Below are 25,748 nucleotides of genomic sequence, written 5' to 3'. Positions count from 1 at the left end.
AAACTCTTCCAATATTGTTTTTAAATACTATTTAAAAATGTACGTTGGTTTTTATCCTGTTTTATGCTTTTTCATTTGTTTCTATGAGAGAGGATATGAAACTGAATGGTTTCGCATGATTTGACTCTCTTGGCTCAGATCATATTCATTCTCTAAAGATTGTTTTCTCCAGTGTTTGGGTTAAGGGACGGAAAAATAAATTTTGTTTCAATTTTCTCTCTTTCTTGGCGCAAACACCTCTTTCCTGTGTTGCGCCAAGACGTTGGATTCAACGTGAAAACTTATGTCTGTTTAGCTGGCAAAAGCCATCGCTTTTGGGGCGGCAGTTTTGCGAGGACGAATATCTGTTTCTCTTTGTTGCGTAGAGGGTGTTGCTCCTTCATGCGTTACTATTGAAGGCTCCGGGCGTTGAGTAGACTGTGAGACGCTTTGTTGTTGATGCAAATTTTGCGCTCTGTCAGAAGATGCTTCATTGTGTTCTTGTTTTGTCTGCTGAGTTTTTGAAAGGCTCTCTCTTACTTGTGTTACAGCTGTTGCATAATTGTCAGTGGCGTCAATGAGGTGAGAAAGACCCGCTTCAGCATGTCTGCGTGCTTTATTTTTGAAGCCACAAAAGTTACGACCAGCGTACTTGTGAAAAGATTGAGGATTTCCGGCAAGTTGTTGTGCGAGTGCTTCTATTGTTTCAGGGTTTTGGAAAAGCTCGTCTGTTTGTGATTGCAAAATGTTTGCGTTACCAAAAACAACTTTACACCAATATTGGATTTGGGCATGGTGTCTTCTGACTTTTGAATGTTGTTGAATTTGGGTAGAAATTTCTGTCTCTGAAAGCGTTTCTTTTTCACGATGATCCGGTTTTTTTAGAAGTTCAGCGACGGCTTCCTTCCCCATAAAGCGTTCATAGTTTTTGAGTTCTTTCTCTGGAGATTGTACGAGGCTCTCTCTTGCCTGTTTTACAGCTTCTGTATAACAATCAATGGTGATACTGAGAGCGGAATAACTCTCTTCCGCTTGTCTACGTGCTCGATTTTTAAAGCCCAACGCGCTGGTGCCGGAAAGTTTAGCAAGACTTTCAGGATGGGCTGCCATGCGCCATGAGAGCTCCTCTCCTGCAGCGGGATTTCTTTGAATTTCCTGCATTTTTTCTTGCAAAATGTTTGGGTTACCATAGGCACTTGCGGATAAATGTTGGATTTCTTCTTGATAGGTTCGAACCAATGAATGGTGTGGAAGCAATAGAATGATCTCTTCCTCTGAGAGAACTCTTGTTGCCCTTTGTAATGCTGCTTGTGAAGGAATTGTTGCGTGTGTCGTTTCAGCTTCTTGCGGTCTTTTGGTAGAGCCGCCTCTTGTTAACGAAGCTGTTCGATTTGTTGATGCATGTACAGTTTCTTCGCTTAAAAGAGATTGTCTTTCCTCATCTTCTTCCGGTATGGATGACAGTCTTTTGCTTTTTGAAGGCGTTTCTTTAGGAAGGGGAGCTGCGCCTGAGACCTCTGCCGCCGCTTGTTCATAGAGCTTTATAAGTTCTTGTATTGAAGAGGATGGAAAAGGATGAGGGTGTTTTTTTTTCATGCATGTTTCCTTTCAAAAATTGTTTTAGAAAACCTCTTTGGTGCATTCTTGCCTTTTATGCTTGGATCGCTTTGAGACAAAAGAAATATCGAGCTGAATGAGCTTCCAAAGATCTGCGCTATTTGCAATCAGCTTAATGGACATTTGTGTCTTTTATACAGTTTTTTTGTGAAATATTATCAATAAGTTATCAATATTTATCGTGAATTACAGGCGTCATTTTTAGGACTATTTTTTGTAACATTCTAAAACAATTCTTGGCGCAATCGCGATGAAACGATTTGCGCCAAGAAACTCATTGAAAAAAATTACATGAAAAACAAAAACTATCTGTTTTTACGTCTATGCCTCTTTACATGGCATAAGAAAATCCTTTTTCTCCATGTCTTTGTCGTTGAGGGCTTTGCTCTGGACTATTGTGTTCTTGTCCTCTTGTGTGATGATGATGACGATGATGGTGTCTCTCAACTTGCTGAGAATTTTCTTGACGGCGTCTTTGTTCCGCTAGAGGGGTGTGCAATAGCTGTTCCGTTGCATTTTCTACAGCTTTCGTATAACCATCAATGGCATCAACGAGCAGTTTAAAACCGTCTTCAGCTGCTTTGCGTGCTTGATTTTTTAAGCCAAGTGTGGAGCGTCCAGCAAGCCTATGCATAGATTCAGGATTTTCAGCAAGTTGATTTGAAAGCTCTTTTCCTTTAGTGGGATCTTTAAGTATGTCTTGCAAGTGCTGTTGGAAAAGCGTGTCACTGTTATAAACAGTTGTACCCCAATGCACGACCTCTTGTGCATATGCTTGAACTTGTGGATTTTTTAAAAGCATGACACTTATTTGTTCCGTTGTGAGGGAAGATGAAGATCTTCCTCTTTGTTGTGGAGAAGCAACCGTTGTATAGTCAGTTTCAGGATCTTCTGTCCTTTGATGTTTACCTCTTGAAGAAGGGGTAACGCTGCTAACTGATGCGTATAGAACATCAGTTTCCTGTCTTGGAGAAGCAACCGTTGTATAGTCGGTTTCAGGATCTTCTGTCCTTTGATGTTTACCTCTTGAAGAAGGGGTAACGCTGCTAACTGATGCGTATAGAACATCAGTTTCGTGTCTTGGAGAAGCAACCGTTGTATAGTCGGTTTCAGGATCTTCTGTCCTTTGATGTTTACCTCTTGAAGAAGGGGTAACGCTGCTAACTGATGCGTATAGAACATCAGTTTCATGTCTTGGAGAAGCAACCGTTGTATAGTCGGTTTCAGGATCTTCACTCCTTTGAGCATGATGTCTGTCTCTTGAAAGAGGGGAAGAGGTGCTAACTGATGCGTATAGAACTTCCTCTTCTGGGGTTGGACCGCGCTGGTTTCCTCTGGTTGGTTTATTAACTTTTGCATAGAGGGCTTCTGGATTTGCAGAAGGGCTTGGATGATGTTTTTTCATACATGTTTCCTTTCAATATTTTTAGAAAACCTCTTTGGTGCATTCCCCACTTTTAGTTTTGATAACTTTTATATAAGGAAGATATCCAACCGAATGACCTCCAAAGATTTTGCGCTATTCATATTGATATGTAATGAACATTTATGTCTTTTATACAGTTTTTTTATGAAATATTATCAATAAGTTATAATAAATTACAGAATCCATTTTTAGGACTATTTTTTGTAATATTTTAAAACAATTCTTGGTGCAATCACGATAAAATGATTTGCACCAAGAAACTCACTGAAAAAAAATTACATGAAAAACAAAAACCTATCTGTTTTTATGTTTATGTCCACTTACATGGCAAAAGCCATTCCTTTTTCTCCATGTCTTTGTCGTTGTGGGCTGTACTCTGGACTATTTTGTTCTTGTCCTCTTGCGTGATGATGATGGTGGTGGTGGTGTCTGTGTTCTGCTTCTCTTTCTGGATTTTCTTGTTTTTGACCTCTTTCTCTTTCCTGTTCACGTGTAAACTGTTTATGGAGCTTTTGTGCCGTATGTATATGCCTCTCAAGAGCTGAGCAAAGGTGGGTAAACTCATCTTCAGCTTCTCTGCGGCTTGGAGATTTTACACCAAGTATTTTGTGACCTGCAAGCTTACCAGCGCTTTGAGGATTTTCTGCAAGGTCCCATAAGATTTGTTCTGCATTTTGAGGATCGTCAAGGATCTTCGCAAGTGGTCCATTCAAAGCATGTTCTTTTCCATAAACAACTTTGCATCGCTCTTGGATTTCTCTTACACCATATTGAAAGCTTGTGTTTTGTAAAAGCCTTGTTGTAACCACATCTTTTGGGGTTCTGGGAGGGGAGATTCTATTTCCGCCAACGCCTAGATAGATGGGATTTTCTAGTTGTTCAGACTCTTGCCCGCCTTCAGCCCCCATGCCAACCGTTGTATAGACAGATTCGAGTGATCTTTGGGGAGAGCGTCCACCATTTGCACCAAAATCAAGCTCTGCATAGAGATGTTCTGGTTCTTGGGGATGTCGTCCACCCTGTGCACCTCCACCAACTGTGTCGTAGGGTGTTTGCCAATTTTGTGCTGCCAAATCCGTTATTGAATAGGGGTTTACGAGTTTGTCGGTGCGTCGCCCATCACTTGGTCTTTCACCAAGTCTGTCATAGGGATTTCCTAGTGGCTTTTGGGGAGCATAGGCCGTTTCTGATGGTTGTTGAAGTGTATATTGAGGTGAGGTGCGCTGTTCTTTGGGTGGCTTATTAACCCTTGCGTAGAGGTCTTCTACATTAGAAGCTCCTAGGTTTTGTTGGTCAAGTGGCTTTTTGGGAGCATAGGCCGTTTCTGATGGTTGTTGAAGTGTATATTGAGGTGAGGTGCGCTGTTCTTTGGGTGGCTTATTAACCCTTGCGTAGAGGTCTTCTACATTAGAAGCTCCTAGGTTTTGTTGGTCAAGTGGCTTTTTGGGAGCATAAACCGTTTCTGGTGGTTGTTGAAGTGTATATTGAGGTGAGGTGCGCTGTTCTTTGGGTGGTTTATTAACCTTTGCGTAGAGGGGGGCTTGGCTCTGGGGTTGTGGGTTCTGGGGGGCTGGTTGTGGGTGACTTTTTTTCATGGCTGTTTCCTTTCAATATTTTTAGAAAACCTCTTTGGCGCATTTCCCACTTTTTGATATTTTTTAAGACAAAAGAAGAATATCAAACTGAATGGTCTCCAAAGACTTCGCGCTATTCATATTGATATGTAATGGACATTTATGTCTTTTATACAGTTTTTTTATGAAATATTATCAATAAGTTATAGTAAATTATAGGATTCATTTTTAGGACTATCTTTTGTAACATTTTAAAACAATTGGTGGGCGCAATGGAGATAAAATGATTGGCATAAAGAGTTCTGTTGGAAGGCAAAAGTTTACGCGTTTTTAGCCGGTAAGAGCCAGCGATGAGGAACGACTAACTTTCAAGCTGCGAGCTTGGCATTGTGCTTCTTGGGTGTTCTTTACTGTATTCGCAATTTCTTTTGCTTTGCTTTCCGATGTCCCAAGGAGGCACGCTAGTCTGGTATGGTCTTTTTCTTGTATGGCTTTACGATCTTCTGAGGATAGACGATTGTGTAGTTGTCGTGAAAAGGTATGGAGTTCTTGTCGCAGTGAATGAGAATGCAATAAAGCTTCCCTTTGTTGTTCTTCTGGTAAGGCAAAAAGGTTTTGTAAATTTTTTCCAGGTTTTTCGACAGTGTGGTTCAGGCGATTTTGTTCTCTTTGGTGTTGCTCTAGAATTGCATCTTTTGTTTGTTGTGTTATTGCGCCATAATTTTTAAGGGCTTGGCTGAGTTGTGGAACAGCCTGTTCGGCTTGTCTGCGATTTGAACTTTTCATGCCAAGTATTTTACTCCCAGCAAATTTAGAAATTGATTGAGGGTTTTGTAAAGTTTCATCGGCAAACTGATTTCCTAAGTTTGGAGCTGCCGTTATGATATCTAATGTTGTCTTTAAGGACTGGGTTTTACCATAAACAGTCTTTGATAAATTTTCGATTTCTTTTCGGCATGCTTCAACATAAGCGTCATTTGAAATCCTTTCAAATAACTCTTCATGGGTAAGAGGGGCTAAAGTTTCTTTTGGGATCAGTGTTTCTTTTAAGCTTTGAACGTTGGTTTTTTGAAAGCAGAGGCGGGCACCGTTTTGTAATGTTTTGACTTGTTCTGGGGGAAGATCATCTTTGTGTCCGACGACGAAAGCTCCCTCTACTTCCATGACAAAACCTTCTGCTGAAAAACCTCTAAAGATGCCTTCATAGGTTACATCTTCTTTTGCAGCAACAACAACACGATTGTTAATTTCATCCAATCCAGCGTTTCTCATTTGGGAGATGAATTCTTTTAAAACAAGGGATTTTTGCGGATGCGTGATATCTTCAAAAAGATCTTTCATCGGTTGAGGATTGCCATATTGCATGGCTTCAATACAAGCTGCTGTCATGCGTCCTTTTGTGATGAAAGAAAAGTCAATGGTATGCCCTGCTGCTTGTCCAAGTTTTTCCATAAACATTCGATTGACGCGCCCATTCCCTTTTCTAAAAGGATGCGCGTGTTCAAGCGCCATAAAAACTTCAGCGGCACTTTCAGCAAATTCTTGGCGCGATAAACCTTTTAAATTGTTCTTTTCATTAAGTGTTTTTTCGAGTTGTTTTAGTTCTTTTTGAATCTTCGGTCCAATAGCAAAAGGAACTTCATAACCTTTGGGACGCATCGCCGGCATATGGGCAGAAGTGCCGTCTTCAAATGTAAAGGATGTATCGCGGGTGTGGCCCGCCCATTCAAAAGTTTCGTAGAAGAGGCTCCAGTGGATTAGTTTTAGATAGGAAGCATCAAATTTTTGTGGGGGTGGTTCATGGCGAAAATTTACGGCTGCTTTAGTGACGTCATGGGTACTGCGTTGATACAGTTTTTTAGGGTCTTTGATGCCATATTTATTTTTGAGTGTTTTGGTTCCTTTATATAGATAATTTTGCTCTAACATGTAATCTCTCCTAAGTAGGTAGGGTGATGGTTGATGAGCGTCTTAAACGCTGCATGTGAAAAATTCCCCTTCGCGTATTCTTTTGAGATTTTGGTTGTTATGAGAGGGAGTGCTTTTCCCTTCAGTGTATGGATGTTGTATCAATCGTTTTGTGATGCTTTTGAAAAGCTTTTCTGATGTTTCCTTTGTTTATTATCTTGTACTGTAAAATGCTGGTATTTAGGGCGCTGATATGAAGCCCATGAGTGGTCAGAAAATGGATTTTCTATAAATTGACTCTGGGTAAAATCTTCGTTTTTTGAGGTGTAAGGAAGAGGTCAAAAAGAAAAATGTTGCTTAAAATTGTTGTTTTTTCCTTTAACAAAGTTGTTTGCAAGAGCGCTTTGATGAGGGGCGTGGATATAGCGGGTGTAATCGCTCTTGGTTAGTGGATGGTGCTGGTACTTTTCATACACAGCTCTCAGATTGGTGAATCTATGGGCAAAAGCAGTCATCAAAAATTTTTCTCCATTATATTTTTTTTATTGCTCCATATGAATATCTTGCCATACGAACATCTTTTTTGTGTATTTTTGCAACAAAATGTTTTTTACTTTGTGTTGTTGCTCTTATTGTGTGCGCTGCTTTAAGATTTAAGACCCATAAGAGAATAAAAACTTTTCTTTGGTTGGGGAGAAAAGCCTTTTTCAGCGCTTTATCATTAAAATAGAACACTTTATGATATCGTAAAGGGGGGAAAGCTTGTATAAGAATGATTTATTCATTTTGATGTATATCTTAAATATTTTTTGGGAAAAAATCGATGTTCTTGAGTGTAGGTGTTTTGAGAGTTGTTGTCTCAAAGATCAACCGTTTTTTTAAGTCTTGATATTGGTGATTAGCGTTGTGAAATGTTTTTGCTTGTTTGTAGGGGATAAATTATAAACAAAAAGCTTTGTAGGAATGTATTTGCAGGACGTTCTCAAGTGGAAATGTTGGTTTGGTTATAGGTGATTTGAAGGGGGTGGACTTTCTTGTAAAGACGATGGGTACTGGTAAAACGATACACAAAATACAAAAAGGAAAAAACACGGATTTTTTATCATGTTTTCCTTATGTGTGAAGAAGCGGTCAAAAACTTTTTGTTAACGGGTTTTTAAAAAATAGAAATGTATGTTGTTTTTGTGGTTGGACTTTTCATAGTCAAGATCTCATAATAGGAAGTTAGTTTTTCTTTTGTGGAGCAAAGCGGTTTTTTGCAGCTGCGGCTAACATTTCTTTCCTTCTGAAATAGATGGCGCAACCACATTGCGAAGGGGAGCCTTGCATCAGAATAATTTGTTCATCTTGACGCATTTCTCGAATAACTTCGTGGGGTAAAATGAGTGCTCTTTTTAAAATATTCATATAACCACGAAAATCGACTCCATCTAAGACAAATAAAATAGGCTTTTGTAGCTTTCGTCAGTAGTAATCATGACGTTTAAAAGGAATTAACAATTATCCTGTCCAATTGCTTTGGATATGGTGTATATGCTATGTGCAAAATTGGTGGTAGGGCGCTTAAGTAGTCTGTTTTTTGCATGTATGATAAGAATATTAAAATATCTCTTCCACATAGGTGTTTAAATCAAAAAAACAAAGTTTCATATTTTTTAGTTGGCCATAGCAAGTGTATTTGAACGATTTTGTGTGCGTGTGTAGAATTGGCTATGAGTGTTCCTTGCTTTTTGAACAATGTCGGTAATTTCTCGTGCTTTCTGTTCTGATATACCAATACTTTGTGCAAGTGTTTCATAATCTTTGTTTGTGATCGCACTACATTCGTTTGATGAGAGACGATGTTCTAAACTGTTTATAAAAGTACGGAGCTCTTGGTGTAATTGAGGAGATTGAGACAAGATTTCTCTTTGTTTTTCCGGTGATAAAGCAAAAATATTTTGCAAGTTTTGACTGGGATTCTCTACCGCTTTTCCAAGGCGTTCTTGTTTAATTTTATGGTCTCGAGTGACTATATTATAGGTAGCTTCTACAGTATACACATAATTCTCAATTGCAAGAGAGAACACATCAAGATAATTTCGAGCGTGTACACGTGCCGGATTTTGTAGACCGCATATACTAAAACCTGCAAGAGGAGAAACAGAGTGCGGTGCCTGTTTAATCTGATTAGCAAACTGTCTGCCTAATTCTGGATTTTTAATAATCTCTTCTATCTGTTCGTTTAATACGTTTGCGTCACCATAAACAGCTTTTGCGTAAGCTCGGACTTGCTTTTGAGCTTTGAGAACGTAACTATCTAGCGCAACTGTTTTGGCACATTCACTTTTTGTGAGAGGCGCTAATGTTTCTTTTGGAATAAGCGTGTTTTCAAGCTCTTTGCTGTTGGGGGCGGTAAAGGTAATGATATCACCAGGTTTTAGTGTTTTTAATCGTTCTGGTGTGAGATCATCTTTGCTACCAATGATGTAAGTTCCTTGCATATCGAGTATAAAACCTTCTGAATAACAACCTTTATAAGTTCCTATATAGGTTTCTCCTGCCTTTGTTGCCATAACAAGGCGATCATCCACGTTGCGTCCCGTATTGTTTATGTGGTCCATAAATTCTTTTAAAAGACGTATTTTGGGGGGATTGGAGATATCCTCAAAAAGATCTTTCAACAGTTGTGTATTGCTATATTGCATTGCTTCGCTACAGGCTGCCATCATACGTTTTTGTGTGACAAGCGAAAAGTCAAGCTGATGTCCTGCAGCTTTGGCAAGATTTTCAAAAAAGACTTGTTCTGTGTGCTCATTGCCATCTATGAATGGGTGGATTTTGTGAAGAGTATAAAATAGACTCGTTGCTTCCTTGACAAATTCTTCGCGTGTTAAGCCTTGCAAATTGTCTTTTTCGGCAAGCGTTTGATCTAATTTTTGTAAGAGTTCAGGGATTTCTTCACCGGTTGCAAAATTATTGCCCCATTCCATTCTTTTCATTTCTGGCATGGCGGCAATGCTATCGTCTGTAAATGCGAAGGGGATATGGCGCAGATGTCCAGCCCATACAAAGGTATTTTTAAACAATTGTTGGTGGATATGGCATAGATAAGTTGAATTAAAATATTCTGGCAGGGGTTCTGCACGCAGATTGATCATGGCTTTTTGCCTATCATGTGAGCATTTTTCCAGAAAGCGTTTTAAATCTGTTTCTCCATATCTATTTTTGAGAATTTGGGTACCAAGATAGATATAATTATGGGGTGAGGGAATTCCTTTTGTTTTTTCTTTTGCTTTGGGCATTGTTATATTCCTTATAATGTTACATTGTCTATGAGAGTGTGTTAAACTTTTTGTTTGAAAATCCCCCACGCATATTGTTTTGAGATGTTGAGACTTGGGTGAGGAAAAAATCCCTCAAATTCGTAGGTGTTTTTGAGTGTACCAATCTTTATCTTGGCACTTTTTTCTTTTACTGAGAGAGAATGGTTCATTTGGGTTGTTTTCATGCATATTGTCTTTTAATTTTTTTGTAGAAAAATTTCCCTATAAAAGCGGTGCCTTCAAAAGTTTCCTGATAGGATTCTCAAGGCATAGATATGATTGGTATTTATTATTTGGAGATGAGGAGAGTGCTTTATAAAGAAAATTGGCATTGGTAAGCACAGGCATAATACCATCATTTAAAGACTTTTCCCCATATTTTTCTTGTTGTATCAAGCGGGAATTCCTTCTTTATAGGCTTTTATGAGATAGAATCTCTGCTTTTATCCTTTGATGTTTTTGTTTTGATGCATGGCCTCCATTAGAGGGTGTTTTTTAGTTTTTCTTTTGTGGAGCAAAGCGGTTTTTTGCAGCTGCGGCTAACATTTCTTTTCTTCTGAAATAGATGGCGCGTCCACAACGTAAAGGGGGTTGTCCTTGCATAAGAATAATTTGTTCATCTTGACGCATTTCTTGAATAACCTCATGGGGTAAAATCAGGGCTCTTTGTTGGTAATTGACGTTGTATGAACTTTTTCCTAAAGATAAGCCTCTTGATTTGTTCGTTCCGGTTACTTCAACGGTCATTTGACCACAGCGTTCTGAAATGTCTTTGGCAGTTTGGAGATCTTTAATGGCAGCATAGCTGACAAAGGAACAACTTTCAAACCATGAACGTGCTCCTGCTTCTCCAAAGTGGTTGACCAACTGGCCAGAGGATTGATAGAAGAGCATCAAGGATGTACCGTATTTACGTCCACGGTCGCGGGCTTCTTCTAAAATATTCATATAGCCTAAAAGATCAACTTCATCTAAGACAAATAAAACACGCTTTTTATAGTTACCGTCTGCTGTAACCATGGCATTGAGAAAGGCGCCAATAATCACACGTCCAATAGCTGGATAACTGTTTAAAATGCTTGCGGGGAGATTGAGAAAAACATCTGTATTGCCATTGGTAATATCTGAGGAAAAAAAATCATCTCCGCAGACAAGATCTGCATAATTGGATAAAGAAAGCCATTGGGTGTCTTTTGAGGCGGTGGTATAAACCCCTGAAAAGGTTTGTTCTGCCATTTCTGTAAAAATACCAACCATTTCACGAATAAAAGGAGAAGGTGTTGTTTCTTGAATCATGCGTAATTGATTAACAACAGCTGTTTCTGATTGAGAGAGAATACCACGCAATGTTTTTAAATTGCGCTCGCTGTCTTCATATTCATCAGAAAATACAACATGAGCAAGAAGAGCTGTTAATAGATTATGGGCTTGTGTTGAGAAATATTCCGCTGAAGAATTGTCTGATTTTTTATCTGTAAGAAGCAACTTTGAAAAGCTTACAATATTCGCTTCGCGTTGTGTGCGTGGTACGCTGTCGTCTAAAAGCCAATCGATGACATTAAAGTTTTTTGTTAACAATGAGTTAGGATCGAGAACAATGACATTTCTATTTCCCATTTTTTGACGCGCAAATTTGACCATTGGGGCAACTTCTGTTGAAGGATCAAGACAAATAATAGACCCTGGATAGGTTAAACACGTAGGAACTACTGTACTTGTTGTTTTATAGCCACCAGAACCAGCAAAAAAGATCATATGAGTTGAACCAAAATCAAGATTAAAGGTTAGCAAAGGGGCTGTTCCACCCTTTCCCCATGTTGTTTTATTGCCAGGTGCAAAGGGAATGTTGCACACATTATCTTGATCGACACGGTATCTTTCACCCACAACAATTTGCCCATTGGCAGGAAAGATTTTTGCTGCCTCTCTTAAATTCATCCAAGCGGCCTCACCAAAAATACCTTTTTTTGCACGCTTGACCTTACTTTTAGGGGGAAGGGTTGTTACGAATTGAATGATGGAAAAAAAAACACCAATGATGATGCCAAAAACAACCATGGGGTCCATGAATTGAAGAGCATAGCTCCACGTTATTCCTTGTTGGCCAACATAGGGACTTAAACGTTTTATTTCACCACCAATATAGTAAAGAGCGGTTGTTCCAAAAAAAACAACGGAGACAAAAGTGATTATTTTACGTAAGTGCAGTTTTTGCGACAGACTATACAACAATGAAACAGCAGCCGTTAGTGCTAAGACTAATAAAGGCTCAGAACGAAGAGTCCAATAAATTTGATCGCTCTTTAGTCCATTTGTTATTAACAGTAAAAAATGAGGGACAAGGAATATCGTTAAAGCACCTAAAGCGATCGGTATTAAAATAAGTACCATTTGTGTTTTGGTATATTTCATTGTATTTTACTTTCAATTCTGTCAGAATATGTTACGAAATGCTCTTTTTCAGGTGTGTGATATGAACTCTCATCTCTTTTTCAAAGGTGCAGATAACACCAAATAGTTTCCGTTTATGAGCCCTTCTCATCAAGGAGGAAGGTTTTGTCTATTCTTAGCAGGCCATAGCAAATGCTTGGGAACGATGCATTGTGCATATTTGTGCTCGTTGATGTACTTCTTTGGTTTGCTTAATAATTTCTGTAATTTGTTTGGCTTTATTTTCTGATACACCAATGCTTTGAGCTAGTGTTTCATACTCATTATTTTGGACTGCTTTATGTTCATTTGGTGAGAGACGGGTGTTGATCTTTTTTACAAAGTTGCTGAGCTCTTTTTGACATAAAGGATTTTTTGCTAAAGCTTCTTGCTGTAATTCTTTTGGCAAGGTGAAGAGGTCTTGCAAGCTTTGACTTGGCATTTCTATTGTTTTTGCAAGGCGACTTTGTTCTGTTGCATGTTCTTGCGTAATTTCCTTTTCAGCATATTTTACAGCATGCGTGAAATTTGCAACGGCAGTACAAAGCATCTCAAGATGATTTTTAGCGTTTGCGCGTGCCTGATTTTGTAGTCCACATAAACTGAAACCTGCAAGATGAGAAATAGAGTACGGTGCTCTTTCAATCTGGTTGGCGAGCTGCTGGCCTAAGCTTGGATTTTTGATGATCTCTACCATCTGTTTGTCTAATATTTTTTCGTTACCATAAACAATTTTTGCCAATTTCTGGATCTGTTTTAAGCTTGTGTGTACGCAAGAATCTTCAGCAATCATTTCGGCTTTTTCATTTTCTGTCAAAGGAGCTAATCTTTCTTGTGGAATGAGAATGCTTTCAAGCTCTTTTGTTTTTGGGACTGTAAAGGTAAATTTGTCACCGGGTTTTAATGTTTTGAGTTGTTCTTGTGTGAGATGCTCTTTATTACCGATGATATAAGCGCCTTTCACATTGAAAGAAAAGCTATCATAACCAGCACCCCTATAGGTGCCCGTGTAAGTTTCACCTTCTTTTGCAACCATAACAGGACGATCATTAACATTGCGCCCAAGTTCTTTCATGTTGCTCATGAATTCCTTTAAAAGAAGTATTTTATTGGGATTAGAGATATCTTCAAACAGATGTTGCATTGGTTCTAGATCACCATTTTCTGCTACAGCAACACTGGCGAGCATCATGCGTTCTTTTGTAATCAGTGAAAAATCAAGCTGATGCCCTGCGGCTTTGGCAAGATTTTCAAAAAAGACCCGTTGTGTACGTCCATTTCCTCCTCTAAAAGGATGGAGTTGGTGAAGAAAGTTAAATAAGCTTATTGCTTCAGAGTTAAATTTCTCACGCGTTAAGCCTTGCAAATTATCTTTTTCGGCAAGTGTTTGATCTAATTTTTGTAAACCTTCAGGGATTTCATCACCGAGTGCAAAAGGATTTTTCCATCCTGTTCTTTTCATTTCGGGCATGGCGGCTGTGGTACCATCTTCAAATGTAAAGGGAAGATAGCGAAGATGACCAGCCCATTCAAAGGTATTTTTAAATAGATGTTGATGAATAGAACATAGATAGGAGGTATCAAATTTTTCTGGTAGGGGAGCTTCACGCAGATTAACCATTGCTTCTGCTGTATCCTGCGAGCATTTCTCCAGAAAGGATTTAAAGTCTTTTATTCCATATTTATTTTTGAGTGTTGTGGTATTTGGGTAGACATAATGATGGGGAGAAACTGTCTGTATATTTTTTGTCTTTGCTTTTGCTTTTGGCATCGTAGCTTCCTTATAATTTTACGTTATCCATAAGAGTGTTAAATTCCTCGAGTGAAATATTCCCCTTTGCGTATTCTTCTAAAATTTTGAGTGTTGTAGGATGAAGCGCTATTCCCTCTATCGCATGGGTGCTGATGGCTGCTTCAACGGCTTCACGGCGTTTTTTTAATTCTTCTTCTGTCATCGATAAAAGATTTTCTCTATTTTCTGTTTCGTTGGTTTTCATGCATTTTTTCTCTTATTTGCAATCGTTTCTTTAAAAGAGCCTTTGGCAGCCAGTGTGATCTTCCTTTAGTCCCCTCCAAAGATGTTTCGTTGTTTGAAGGGATCGTAATAAATTTCTGTGACTTTAAATTTTCCTTCAATCCGTTTGCATTGGATGATGATATCAATCATTGAAATCAACAGTCCTCGAATATCATCACGCTCTAAATCACCACCGCCTTCACTTTCTTTGACCAAAAGGGTCATCTGCTCAAAGGCTGCAAGAGCTGTTGAGGCATGAACCGTTGTAATGGAGCCTGGATGACCTGAATTGACATTGCGGATATAATAAAAGGCTGTACCATCTCGAAGTTCTTGCAAAAGAATACGATCAGGACGCATCCGTAAAGATGATTCAAGCAACTCTTTGGGGCCAACGGAGGCTAAGCCTTGTCCATCTTTTGAATAGAACATTGAGACATGGTTAGGGTGTGGTATCACCAATTCTTGTGTGTCTTCGATGGTGATAATACGCTCTTCTTGAGGGATTTTTGCGATTAATGCTTTTGATAATGTTGTTTTACCCGAACCGGTTTTTCCCGCAATTAAAATATTTTTCTGGCATTCTACAGCTTGATTTAAAAAAGAGACAAAGTCTTTATTACAGTAGGCATGAGCTAAGTTATGCTCGATGATTTTGAGTTCGTTAAAACGAGAATGATAGTCATGCAAGGGCGTGAAAGATACCCGTTCACATAGCGAGAAGAGGCCCTTATTTGCGAGCTCTTCGAGAGAAAAACTCTGCGATGACGGTTTACGAATTGTCATACTAATCGTGTCTTTTTCGACAGCGGGCGGAATGACAATTTGAATACGCTCATTGCCTGGTAGCGTTGCAGATAATATTGGGTTTTTGTCCGATATGTTTTGCTTGGAATAGGATGCGACAACTTTCGCAATCCCCATAAGCTCATTAAAAGAGAGCCCCGGTGCTTCTATTGTTTTCCATCCATCAAATCCTTCAGTCATGACTTGATAGGGACGATTGATAACAATTTCAAAGAGTCTATCATCTTTCAAAAAAGCACTGATGGGTTCAAGTTTTGTGAGAACAATCGCAACGGTTTCATCGCTCATGGTATGTAAGTTTGAGTTCATTCTAAAGTTACCGCCGAATTTTTGTAAAAGTTTCTTGAAACAGCTCGATTGATAATCTGTTTTTTGTTTTCGATGACTTTCAATTTATAAACGCTGGAAAAATCTAAATCGCGGGCAACAAAGATATTCACCATTTCCCCTTGGTTTTTGGATAATGTTGGAGGAATATTGGCGTAATTTTCTACGAGAATGTTTGCGATGTTTTGTCCTGAAGAGATTGTTTCAGTTTCTTCTTTTTCCTGTTTTTTTGATAAACGTTTATTGGCATAGTGTGTTGCATCTTTTATTAGTGAGACAAGAAGCGCAGACCCAATCCTCTCGAGCCAATGGTTATCAATATCTCCATCCATACCAGAACGCCCTAAAGCATCCGTTGCCGGTGAAGCTAAAGATATAATGATACCATTGGGGGTTTTTGCTCTATTCCATAGTACAAAGAGACGTGTTTGGCCTTTTTTCAATCCGGCGCGATATTCACCAACAATTTGGGTGCCTTTATCAAGAAGCACAACACGACCATTGTCTGATAAGATATCTCTGGAGATGATACAACTGGCAAAACCTTGTTGATCACTGTTGATGGCTGTTTCTAAAATACAAGGAATAGAAGTTCCCATCGCGATGATGTAGTTTCGATTGCCAAGGGTTGAAGCACGAATACCTTCAAGCACTGTGGGTTTGAGAAGATGATTAAAACGTTGTGTCGTTTCATCAGGTTTGCTTTCAAGTTGGTGAGGCAAAGCACCATTATTTGTTTGTGAATCTATTTTGCCTTGTTGTGTACTTGCATAAGCTAATACAGGAGCACGTTGTGCTGCTTCCAGCAGTGAGTTATCAGAATTTAATTGATTGATGTTTGGTGTTGGTAGCTCGACTTTTGGTAATAGAGCGTTATTTCGTTGAGGCTGTTCAAAGGGGGGAGGGGTAGGCTTTGCAGGACGAAAAAGCTCTGTTTGTTTTATAACTTTTCCTTCTTTTGAAGATTCAATTGGTTGCTTTTTGTCTGTAACAAGTGTTGAATAGGTTAAATAAAGACAGACACTGAAAAGAATAATAAGAGCAATAGCTTTCCCCACATTGTTCTGTTGACTTTTCCCTTGAGCATTTTTTATTGTATCGCGATCATTAATGCTTTTTTCATCCACGGTGTTATTCATGGCTGCTTCCTAGGTTCACTTTACGTTGTACAGATGGTGATGTCGTACCTGTTTCAGGATTAATTCCTTTTGGTACGAACCTTTTGTTAAAGATGCACAATACTTCATTCCCACGTCGTAGCGTGAATTGTGCAGCTGTTGCATGAACAATAACCTTGTTGCCTTTAATCGATTTGGGAATAAGCGCTTCTTGCCCATCAGGCGATACAATGTAAATGGCAGGGATTTCAATGTTGCCTAAAAAGGTAAAGGTTGTTGTTTTCCCATTATCATAGACAGAAGCAGGTTCAATAAGAGATGAGCCTTGAGCTTCATAAGCCCAATTGCGTGGTCCAAAATCTTCATGGATATTTAAAATATCATTGACAAAGTTTTCTTCACGTTGTTTTTCTTTTTCTGCTTCGGCTAATTTCTTACGTAAGGCTTCATCTTCTGGATAACGAAACTTTACCAAGAAATACGTCTCATTGCCGGCTGAAACATCGCCTTCACGGACTTGTAGCTCGAATTGATAAGAGCGTTGTGTTCCATCTTGGCGGCTTGTGACAATTTGTAAATTTGTCACAGGCTGGACTTCACGTGGTTTGAGAAAAACAAAGTGTCCAGCCGGTGCAACTTGCCAAGCAACCGAATTTCCAATTCCTACATAGGTTACTTCTTCATCAACGGCAAATTCTAGTTGAACCGAAGAGCGAATGGAGCCAATGATTTGTACGACGTTGTAGGGGTCATAATTGACAAATCTGATGCGGTTATCTTTACGTGCACTGACAGGCGCTGTTTCCGCAAGTGAGAGAGCTGTGTGGAAGCTGACAGTGATCGTAAAAATTAAAGAGATTGTTTGTAAAAGTCTGATCATTTTATCACCTCTGGATCAGATCTATATTCCGATACTTGAAAACCAAGAGGGTTGATAAGACGATCAGACGTTGAAATGTGTGCGTTCACGTAGGAAAAATTTAAGATTGAAATCCAATGGGAAATATTTTCTTTTTCATTCAAGTCTCTGATCGTTTTATAGTAACGAACTTGGATAAGATCTTTACTTATAAAAGAGATTGATTTGATTGTGATCGTAGCAATCATGTTATGATAAATATTTTGCGGACTTTCTGGATTATTGCCCGCGTACCATTTTGCAAAACGGTTTTGTTCTTTTGGAGAAGATAAAAGAGAGACTAAGCGAAAATTGTTTTCTGCTTCTGATGCTTGAAAACCTTCACGAGCGCGAACATATTGGCTGGCAAAATAACGCGTTATCGCTTCATCATAGTCGTTAGGGGATTCTTTTAGGGCGCTTACAGTATCAATAATGCCTGTTGAGTTATCAACGCGGATAACAAAAGGCTCTACCGTTTTCAAAGGTGTCAAAGCTGCGACAGCTAAAGCCAGCGCAATTGTCATCAATCCAAAAAGCACTGTTAAAGCCATGGAGATTTTCATCCGCACGCGCATGCTATGCATGCGATCAATGTCAAATGAGCGCGCTTCTTTTATATATTCTTCAAGGGCATCACTTTTCACGCATAACCTCCACAGTTTTATCAGATCGTGCTTCATGAATAACCGGCTTTAATAAAGCTGAATTGGCTGTTACTTTTTCACTTTCCAAAGTATTGAGAATGATGGGAGTGGTAACAGGCTTTACACTCTTTTCTGGGTAGACAATGTTTTTATTGTCCCAATTCCACTTATCTTTATTTAAAGCGCGTGTATGTTTGCCATTACAGCGTGGTGGTTTTTTAGGGCCACTCAAAGAGGCACAACCAGTAAGAGCGATTGTTAGGACCATAACAAAAGTTATTTTTCGTTTCATTTTTTGAACTCACAAATATCTTGGAATACAATGCATGAGAGCCTTTGTTCTGAACATTTTTACAAGTTTATGTGATGCAAGGTTTTGATTGGTTTTATTGTTAGACCCAAGATGTTAGATCTTATCTGGAACAGGATCATGGCGTGTACGCCAAAGGGCGCACACAAGGCAAAAACAAAAATGCTTATTCTTTTAAAGAGGTGCTTTATCTTAAAATCGACCACGACCGCCTCCAGATTTACCTGCTTTTGCTGCTGCCCCTGCCGCACTTCTAACAGCGTTACCGGCAGCTCCTGAGATTTGTGAAGTGGCACTTTTTACTGCATTGCCACTCGCTCTTGCACCATTGGAAAGCATTGTAAAAATCTGTCCTCCTGAAGAGACACCAGCGTTAAAGTATGGTCCGCCAGAGGCCAGCGCTGTTGCAATACCAGGAAGCGCACGGAAGATAATAACTCCTATGATCGAAATGACGATGACAGGGGGAAAAAGAACATAAATTGATTCATATGAAACTTTGAGAACCTGTAGGATAACTTGACATATAATGGTTCCAAGCATGATTACGAGAACTTGTAAAATGGTAAAATTGATCAAAGTTGTAATCCATGCATCGGAGTATTTTCGCGTTGCATTGAACAAATACAAACTAATGAATAGAGGCCCAAGACCTATAATCATGACGAGTGCAACTTGTGCAAACATTTGCACAATAAAACCACCTATACAAAAAAGAATAACCGCGAGAAGCATGATAGAACCAAGAAGACCCACAATGATCTTTTCAAAAAACCAAGCATTGTATAAGACTTCTTGATAACGCGAACTTGCCTTTAACAAAATATAATCAAAAACATTGGAGCTTGCAGGATTACTGTTAAGCGCATTCCCAATAGCATTGGATAAATCATTGAAGAAAATATCCTTGACATAAGTATTAAATGTATCCGCATTCGTTGCCATTGTTGTAACAACAACGATTTTAACAACATTATTGAGAAGACTATGCATGGAAAGCGCAACGCGACCTGTCATAACATTATAGCCATAAAGAAAGATAAAAATGATTGCGGCGAGATTTAAGGGCGCTGAAATAGCAGAAGACAGCCCACTCACCGTCGTGTCCATCACATTATCAAGGGGTTTTAAAATATACCCAGAAACGCTTTCAAAGGGAGAAAAACTAAAGTCTGACATTTGTACTTGTACTTTCAAGTTTTTCTTTTAATTCTTTTTCTTTTTCTTTTAATTGTGCCTCAAGATATTTATGCTTTTTTTGTTCCTTTTCTTCACGTAATTCATCTTTTGTCTTCGTATCTCTTGCTTGAATCATATCAAGAGACTGAAGTTTTAAAGAAGCTACTTGAAGATCGGCTTGAAGAAGAGAAAGCTTTACTTGAAGATCTTGTCGAAGGGCTTGCAATTCTTCTGGTTTTGTGTCTGGTTTTGATTTAATATTTTCAAGTTGTTGACTTATGTCTTTGATTTTTTTTGCAGTTTCAGTTGCGCTTTTATAAATGTTTTCAGCTGTTTCTGATTTTGCAGCATCTAATTTTTGTGTGTTCTCGAGTGCTTGTTTATAATATTCATCCACATCAGATGTTGTTTGCGCTATTGCATGAGAAATAAAAGAAAAAGATAACAGTGTAACTAAGCCATATTTTTTCATTGATTTTTTCTCCTTTGATAAAATATGGGCAGCCATTTGTCAGGGGCAGCTCCATATTCGTTGATAATTTCATTCATGAGTTCAATGTTTTTTGTTGTGCCGCTTAAAACGGCGATCTCATCATTCATTCCACGTAAGTTAAGTTCTGCAACGACGGAACTTTGTCCTTGTTTGATGAGAAAACGACGGGACTCTCTGCTTAACTCTGACTGTATCAGTTCAAATTCACGCTCAGTAAGTTTGAAAGCTTCGACATAATCATTGTAATTTGCTTTTTGATTTGGAAAAAATATTTGGGTGGGGCATTGCTCAATGATTGTGTGCGCGATTGTTGAGTTCAAAGCATCTTTAGGGCTTTGTGTTGCAAAGAGCATCATGCCATTTTGTTTACGAATTGTTTTTAGCCGATCTTGCGCAAAAGCTTTAAATGAATCATCTTCTAAAGCTTTCCAGAATTCATCAACGACGATAATGATGCGCCGCCCATCAATCAGATCAAGAATGCGGTGAAAGAGATACATCATTAAGGGGCGCCGAATTTCTTCATTATCTAAGAAATCGGTCATGTCATAGCCAATGAACTGCGCATTTAAATTGAGATCATCTTGGTCATTATCAAAAACCCATCCTAAATCATTGCCTCTAATCCAGCGTTGCAGCCGTATGGCAATTCCTTCTTTGGATGTGTTGTCAAAAAACAGTTGAAGGGCACCAAGAGAGCGCTGGGTTGGGGGTAAGTTTTCCAAGGAATCAATGGCTTTGGCGATATCTTGTCGCTCTTCTTCTGTTACGATTTGCCCTTCAGCGGTCACCAGCTTTAAGATCCAATTACGAAGAAAGATTTTATTTTTTTCGGTGTATTCCATGCCCTTTAAGGGAGCAATACCCGTGGGCTGCCCATTTTTTAAAGGTTTGTATTTCCCTCCTCCAGCCCGTACAAAAATCTCTGCTCCTTGATCTTTATCAAAAAAAACCATTGTTGGATTGTGTTTTTGTAATTGTGCAAGAAGAAAATTAACAATCACTGTTTTACCAGATCCTGATGGACCACAAACAAATGTGTTTCCAAGATCGCCATAATGAAAATTAAAATAGTAAGGTGAACCAGCCTGTGTTTTTAGCAATGCGACAGCAGCTCCCCAAACATTATCGTTCAGTTTGCCAACAGGGAAAGAATGGAAGGGCGATAAAGCGGCAAAATTTCTGCTGGTAATGGCGCCTGAACGCGCACGATAGCTAAAGTTTCCAGGAAGCTGTGCCCACCATGCTGCTTCCAATCCTAAATCTTCTCTGGCAATCACGGCTCCTCCATTGGTTAAATGGGAACGTGCTTTTGATAAGTTTTCAGACAATATTTTAGGATGATCAGCAAAAACAGCTAAAGAAATGTGGTGTTCTCCCAAAACAAAACGGTTTGATTCTAAATCATCTAGCGCTTCATCCAGTGCATCGATTTGTGAGCTAGCACGGTCAGCTGCATTGATCATTTGATTTTGTTTGCGGCTCATAATCGCACTGGCGGCTGCCTTACTTTTAAAGACAAAGGATTGTGTTAAGATGAATTCAAATGGCACCGTAAGCAGACCATCAGTCATACCTGGGCGTGTTTTAGAAGGATACTCTTTCCATCCAAACATGCCCACAAAGCGTTCATTGCTTTCATGGCGAATTTCGATAATTTCTTTCCCAAAAATAACACGATCCGAGTAAATTGTTGAAGCAATAGTTCCAAATGTGAGAGGAATACGCTCACGTCTTCCCCCTACTAGCTGGTGGAGAAATTCACTTTGTTCGGCAAATAAAAGTCCTTCATGTTCATAGATGGATAGCAGACGGACTTCATACTCTTCCAAACCTTGCATAAGATCTTGACTTAACTCTTCGAGTTTACGAATAGCTTCCTCGTCGGGCTCAGATTGTGTTTTCTTGGCTTTGCTCAAGCGCTGAAAAAATGAAACCAGCTTTTCTGTTTTATCCGCGGCCGGATTCCAAAGCAGTGAAATAAATAGATCATTTCTATACAGTTCTTGCGAAACCATTTTCTTTTTATATTTTTCATCTAATGTTGTTGCAAAAGATGAAAGAAAATGACCCTCTGGGTATATCGTTTCACGGCGGCGGATGATGTGAGAATATAAAGCAAGCCGTTCATCTGCGATATTTTTTAAAAGGGTGTTTAATTGGTTGTGTAAAGAATTTAATTGATCAATATCCGCGGTGTCGAAATTTATACCTTCAACAGCCATCACAACCATTAAACAGCGTGAATTTAAAGCAACGACATGTTGGTTGATGTAGCGTATATAGGGAATATATTCTTCAGGCAAAGTTTCCCGTTTCATTATTGACATCTGTTTCACCAATTTCGTTCCTTCAGCTTAGTTCCTTATAAGTGCGGATAAGGCGTAAAGGGGAGGTTGAACCTCCTCCCCATCGGTTGAGGTTTTTTTGTTTTCCTCGGGTATTGAGCCATGCAAATAATACGCGAAATTGGTTGTGATCGTACTTTGTCACTTCTCGCAAAATAAAGTGTATCCCAATCCCAAGACCAAACATGGTAAAATCACTGGTCAAAATGAAAAGAATGGATGTCGCCATGACATTGAGCGCCATGGCTTCCATTGTAACACCAGCAAACATGGCTGGGCGCGTACAGGCAAGGAAAAGAGTATCTTCGTTCATTTATGTTGTGCCCGCTAATTTACCGACAAGAGCAGGGGCACCAAAAACAATAGCAATCCCCAGAACACAGTAAGCTGCTTTGCGTAAATCAATAAAGCCGTACATCCAGCCAATCCCCACAGCAGCAACACATATAATAGCAATAAGCTTTGCCGTTGGACCCGTCATCATTGTGACAATGTTGCCTAAAACACCATCAAGATTTCCCAGACCACCTCCACCAGTAGTAGAAGAAGCAGCATAAGAAAAATCAGATACAAAAACTGCCGTAAAAAGCAGCATGGTCACGATAAAAATGATGTTTTGGAATCTATTATCTGTCATTTTACCTCTCTTTAACAAATAATATTTGTTCATATGTCGACATTCCATTGCCTCTAACAAACTGGAAAGTGCTGTCATTTGATGACAGCTTAATTCTTCTCGTTTGTTTGTTTTAAAAGCCTTGATCGTGGATCTGTTCACTCTCAAGCTCTTCTTCGTAAAGAGACAGAAGTCTTTTCAAATTGAGATTGTGTTACATGAAAATGGCAATTTTAAGTTGTGTATATTGGTAAAAATAACAATATTAAAATAATGAAAGAAAGAATATCATTCTTTACAAAATGTAGTTAATCTGCAACACTTATATTTGGATTTTTTCTTTAAAAACAAGGGGATTGCTGATCAATAATCTGACATGATAGGAAAAAAACGAATTTTTTGAGCGAGCGTGTTAAGAGATGCTATTTAAATTGATTGTTATTATTTACATTATGGGGGCTACGGTGTGGGGATTAAGCCAATATAAAGATAAAATGGATTTCAGCATTCTTAAAACATTTGAGACGCAAGATATCCAAGATATTGTCGATCTCTATCGAGAAGAAAAAAAGTTGGGTAGATCTATCACCAAACAGCAATTAGAAAAAAATGAACCAGCTCTCGATTTGCAGAAGAGTGTTTCATTAAATGATGTTGCAAATAATGCTGTTGTTTTTCATGGTAAGGCTTCTGTTACAAGTGGGGTTACATTTAAATTACTGACGCCTGCTGCACAATCTTGGCGCTCACATATCTCCCGTGATATTCATCTTTATGGTGTGGACACATGTGCACCCCGTCAAAAAGCAAGATTAAATGATCAAGAATGGCCCTGTGGTGCGGTTACAACGGCTTGGCTTGTCACCAAAACACTTGGGCAGGATTTATCCTGTAAACAGGCTTTGATGCACAATGGTGTTTATTATGCACAATGTTTTGTTCAAGGGGTTGATTTAGCTGAGGAAGGTCTTAAAGAAGGTATGTTGGTACTCTCAAAAGAGGGGAAAAATCCTATTCCAGCCCAGTATCATCATGCGGAAGAAAAAGCACGTGGCAATAAGATTGGTCTTTGGTCGAGTGATTTCACTGAACCTTTAAAATGGCGGCGAGATAATGGATCCTATAACCCCTTTGCTAGTCCATGATTGGTTTTAACGAACATATTTACTTAAATTTTTATAGAGAAAACTTTATCAATAAAATTGTACCAAATCGTAGAGCAAATTTGAATAAACGGTGAGATTATTTTCGTTTAGGAAGTAAATGGATGGTAATTCCCTTTTCAAGGGAGGGTTGCTTTCAAAATCACTTCTCTATTTTTACTTATGTGTTTTATAAAAGCAGGAAAATGTCATTGTTGGTGGCAAAGCATTTTTGAGTATTTGTGTTTGAAGGAGAAGTGAGGCGATAAAAAACGCTCAAGAAACGGATTTCTAGAGCGGTGTTGATAAAAGTAAAAAATAAACAGACCCAAAAATGGTGTAACGTTTGATATAATGGATAAAATCTTTCACAATGCCTTAAAAGAATTCATAGCAAAAGTTTTTTCATCAGAATTTTGTCTTCAGGATTGGATCACGTTTTTTTCTTCTTTAAAAGTGATCAATCTGTTGCATTCCTTGAAAAGCTTTCATAATTATCTGCTTTTAAATTCAGACTTCCAAATGATGGATGGATTTCAAATAGACTCTACACGAAGAAATCTTCGTAAAATGATTTGCATTGCTGATTGTTTTCTATATATCACAAAACGTTTCTATTTAGGCCTCGATGGAGGAACAATAATCAACATACAAATAGGTAAAAAGAGTTCATACTTTTTTGTTATGGCTGCATAGTCCATTGATCGTGAGACTTAAGTATTATAATGCTCATAGGCTTTCTATAGGGTTAGGGGCGATGCCTATTGCAATGTAACTATTTGAAATCAGTTGGACAAAAGCATTAATGCGTCTTCTGATTTCATCATTTGTATTCAGTTTGGGCTCTTTCCCTTCTCATTGTATTTTATGACAAACTCATACGATGGCTATTGTGAGCTCTTCTTGCGTTATTTTACTCAGAGTATTCACTTTGAAAGCAAGCAAGTGATAGTGAGGCTGTATTCTCATACAGTGTGAAAATTCAACCCTCATTTGGGGGGATGATATTAACAGATAAGGTATTTAAAGAGGAGTAAAATGAAAAAAATTATTTATTATGCATGACTCTATTATTCGTCGTGGGGTGTGAAAAACCTATAGCGTAGAAGATTTAAAAAAAGATGCAAAATTAAGAGAAGAATGGGGAACGAAGTGTTCTCTTTCAGGACAAGCTGTTAAGGAATCTAAAAACTGTCAAAATGTTTTACAAGCAGATACTGAAATGTTTTTCTCGCCAAAGCTTGATGTTACAGACCGTGGTCATGCATCTCAACAGTAAAGTGTGATATAAAAATTCTAAAATAAAAAAGTTACGGCTCAACGAATGCTCGCTTCTTCAATTGTTATAGCGGATTTTTTATCATTTTTCATCTTTCAAATGAGCTCCCCAAATCATATTCGCAATCCTATTGTTTGTTTCATCTTTGTTAGATTGAGGATTATGATCATGAGAAAACAGGATAGCATTGTCTTATAGAAATATTTCTCAAGGTATCCAAGCCTATTTTGCGACGCTGTTCGTAAAGGGTATATAAAAAGCAAGTAAAATAAAATAGTTATGTCTAATATGGGGGAATAGGTGAATCTTGATTCTATTGAGTTTTTTT

At 38.6% G+C, this 25,748-nt stretch carries 19 protein-coding genes and 2 pseudogenes; 2 read left to right on the top strand and 19 right to left on the bottom strand.

The window, feature by feature from the left end; all coding sequences use genetic code 11:
- Nucleotides 1-291 precede the first annotated feature (291 nt).
- From ACFIK4_RS09310 to ACFIK4_RS09220, 19 genes and pseudogenes are all read right to left on the bottom strand, one after another.
- On the bottom strand, nucleotides 292-1,575 hold the full coding sequence (locus ACFIK4_RS09310) for a BID domain-containing T4SS effector (protein WP_375668487.1): 1,284 nt from the start codon (nucleotides 1,573-1,575) through the stop codon (nucleotides 292-294).
- Nucleotides 1,576-1,927: 352 nt separating this feature from the next.
- Complete coding sequence (locus tag ACFIK4_RS09305; RefSeq protein WP_375675811.1) at nucleotides 1,928-3,001, bottom strand: BID domain-containing T4SS effector; 1,074 nt, start codon at nucleotides 2,999-3,001, stop codon at nucleotides 1,928-1,930.
- A 341-nt stretch (nucleotides 3,002-3,342) separates the two neighbouring features.
- On the bottom strand, nucleotides 3,343-4,617 hold the full coding sequence (locus tag ACFIK4_RS09300; RefSeq protein WP_375675810.1) for a BID domain-containing T4SS effector: 1,275 nt from the start codon (nucleotides 4,615-4,617) through the stop codon (nucleotides 3,343-3,345).
- Between the two features lie 309 nt (nucleotides 4,618-4,926).
- The gene (locus ACFIK4_RS09295; RefSeq protein WP_375668484.1) at nucleotides 4,927-6,525 is read right to left on the bottom strand and encodes a BID domain-containing T4SS effector; all 1,599 of its coding nucleotides are present in this window, start codon (nucleotides 6,523-6,525) and stop codon (nucleotides 4,927-4,929) included.
- A gap of 1,203 nt (nucleotides 6,526-7,728) precedes the next feature.
- Nucleotides 7,729-7,911, bottom strand: a pseudogene (locus ACFIK4_RS09290) (type IV secretory system conjugative DNA transfer family protein); the annotation flags it as partial.
- Nucleotides 7,912-8,159: 248 nt separating this feature from the next.
- Entirely contained in the window at nucleotides 8,160-9,788 is a 1,629-nt protein-coding gene (locus tag ACFIK4_RS09285; protein WP_375612186.1) for a BID domain-containing T4SS effector, read from the bottom strand.
- 516 nt (nucleotides 9,789-10,304) lie between these two features.
- Nucleotides 10,305-12,221, bottom strand: coding sequence for a Ti-type conjugative transfer system protein TraG (traG, locus tag ACFIK4_RS09280; protein WP_375675809.1), 1,917 nt, complete (start codon nucleotides 12,219-12,221; stop codon nucleotides 10,305-10,307).
- Between the two features lie 154 nt (nucleotides 12,222-12,375).
- On the bottom strand, nucleotides 12,376-14,010 hold the full coding sequence (locus ACFIK4_RS09275; RefSeq protein WP_375675808.1) for a BID domain-containing T4SS effector: 1,635 nt from the start codon (nucleotides 14,008-14,010) through the stop codon (nucleotides 12,376-12,378).
- 10 nt (nucleotides 14,011-14,020) lie between these two features.
- On the bottom strand, nucleotides 14,021-14,236 hold the full coding sequence (locus ACFIK4_RS09270; RefSeq protein WP_375610603.1) for an antitoxin VbhA family protein: 216 nt from the start codon (nucleotides 14,234-14,236) through the stop codon (nucleotides 14,021-14,023).
- 65 nt (nucleotides 14,237-14,301) lie between these two features.
- The gene (gene virB11 / locus ACFIK4_RS09265; RefSeq protein WP_375613571.1) at nucleotides 14,302-15,372 is read right to left on the bottom strand and encodes a P-type DNA transfer ATPase VirB11; all 1,071 of its coding nucleotides are present in this window, start codon (nucleotides 15,370-15,372) and stop codon (nucleotides 14,302-14,304) included.
- Nucleotides 15,369-16,529 (bottom strand): type IV secretion system protein VirB10, encoded by a 1,161-nt coding sequence (virB10, locus tag ACFIK4_RS09260; protein WP_375632458.1) that lies wholly within the window; start codon nucleotides 16,527-16,529, stop codon nucleotides 15,369-15,371. Before virB10 ends, virB11 begins: the two co-directional genes overlap by 4 nt.
- Complete coding sequence (gene virB9 / locus ACFIK4_RS09255) at nucleotides 16,522-17,388, bottom strand: P-type conjugative transfer protein VirB9 (RefSeq protein WP_375612192.1); 867 nt, start codon at nucleotides 17,386-17,388, stop codon at nucleotides 16,522-16,524. Before virB9 ends, virB10 begins: the two co-directional genes overlap by 8 nt.
- Nucleotides 17,385-18,089 carry a virB8 family protein gene (locus ACFIK4_RS09250; protein WP_375610599.1) on the bottom strand — a complete coding sequence of 235 codons (705 nt, stop codon included), beginning with the start codon at nucleotides 18,087-18,089 and terminating at the stop codon, nucleotides 17,385-17,387. The genes virB9 and ACFIK4_RS09250 overlap by 4 nt, the downstream gene beginning before the upstream one ends.
- Nucleotides 18,043-18,345: a type IV secretion system protein VirB7 gene (locus tag ACFIK4_RS09245; RefSeq protein WP_375610598.1), complete on the bottom strand. Its 303-nt coding sequence runs from the start codon at nucleotides 18,343-18,345 to the stop codon at nucleotides 18,043-18,045. Before ACFIK4_RS09245 ends, ACFIK4_RS09250 begins: the two co-directional genes overlap by 47 nt.
- A gap of 210 nt (nucleotides 18,346-18,555) precedes the next feature.
- Nucleotides 18,556-19,542 (bottom strand): type IV secretion system protein, encoded by a 987-nt coding sequence (locus tag ACFIK4_RS09240; protein WP_375610597.1) that lies wholly within the window; start codon nucleotides 19,540-19,542, stop codon nucleotides 18,556-18,558.
- Complete coding sequence (locus ACFIK4_RS09235; RefSeq protein ID WP_375612193.1) at nucleotides 19,529-20,014, bottom strand: type IV secretion system protein VirB5; 486 nt, start codon at nucleotides 20,012-20,014, stop codon at nucleotides 19,529-19,531. Before ACFIK4_RS09235 ends, ACFIK4_RS09240 begins: the two co-directional genes overlap by 14 nt.
- Entirely contained in the window at nucleotides 20,011-22,365 is a 2,355-nt protein-coding gene (locus ACFIK4_RS09230; RefSeq protein WP_375612194.1) for a VirB4 family type IV secretion/conjugal transfer ATPase, read from the bottom strand. The genes ACFIK4_RS09235 and ACFIK4_RS09230 overlap by 4 nt, the downstream gene beginning before the upstream one ends.
- 22 nt (nucleotides 22,366-22,387) lie before the next feature.
- Nucleotides 22,388-22,696 carry a type IV secretion system protein VirB3 gene (locus tag ACFIK4_RS09225; protein ID WP_273723684.1) on the bottom strand — a complete coding sequence of 103 codons (309 nt, stop codon included), beginning with the start codon at nucleotides 22,694-22,696 and terminating at the stop codon, nucleotides 22,388-22,390.
- Complete coding sequence (locus ACFIK4_RS09220) at nucleotides 22,697-23,020, bottom strand: TrbC/VirB2 family protein (protein WP_375613587.1); 324 nt, start codon at nucleotides 23,018-23,020, stop codon at nucleotides 22,697-22,699. It lies immediately after the preceding gene.
- A gap of 398 nt (nucleotides 23,021-23,418) precedes the next feature.
- On the opposite strand from ACFIK4_RS09220, the gene ACFIK4_RS09215 reads away from it, so the two are divergent.
- Together ACFIK4_RS09215 and ACFIK4_RS09210 are read left to right on the top strand one after the other, a co-directional pair.
- The gene (locus ACFIK4_RS09215; protein WP_375638527.1) at nucleotides 23,419-24,144 is read left to right on the top strand and encodes a hypothetical protein; all 726 of its coding nucleotides are present in this window, start codon (nucleotides 23,419-23,421) and stop codon (nucleotides 24,142-24,144) included.
- A 1,147-nt stretch (nucleotides 24,145-25,291) separates the two neighbouring features.
- Nucleotides 25,292-25,420: pseudogene (locus ACFIK4_RS09210) on the top strand (hypothetical protein); the annotation flags it as partial.
- Nucleotides 25,421-25,748: the final 328 nt, after the last annotated feature.

Source organism: Bartonella sp. AP9QHHD (assembly GCF_042195625.1).
In the GTDB taxonomy this organism is placed as follows: Bacteria; Pseudomonadota; Alphaproteobacteria; order Rhizobiales; family Rhizobiaceae; genus Bartonella.
The sequence above is the reverse complement of the archived record's forward strand: the minus strand, read 5'-3'. Positions and strand labels throughout refer to the sequence as shown.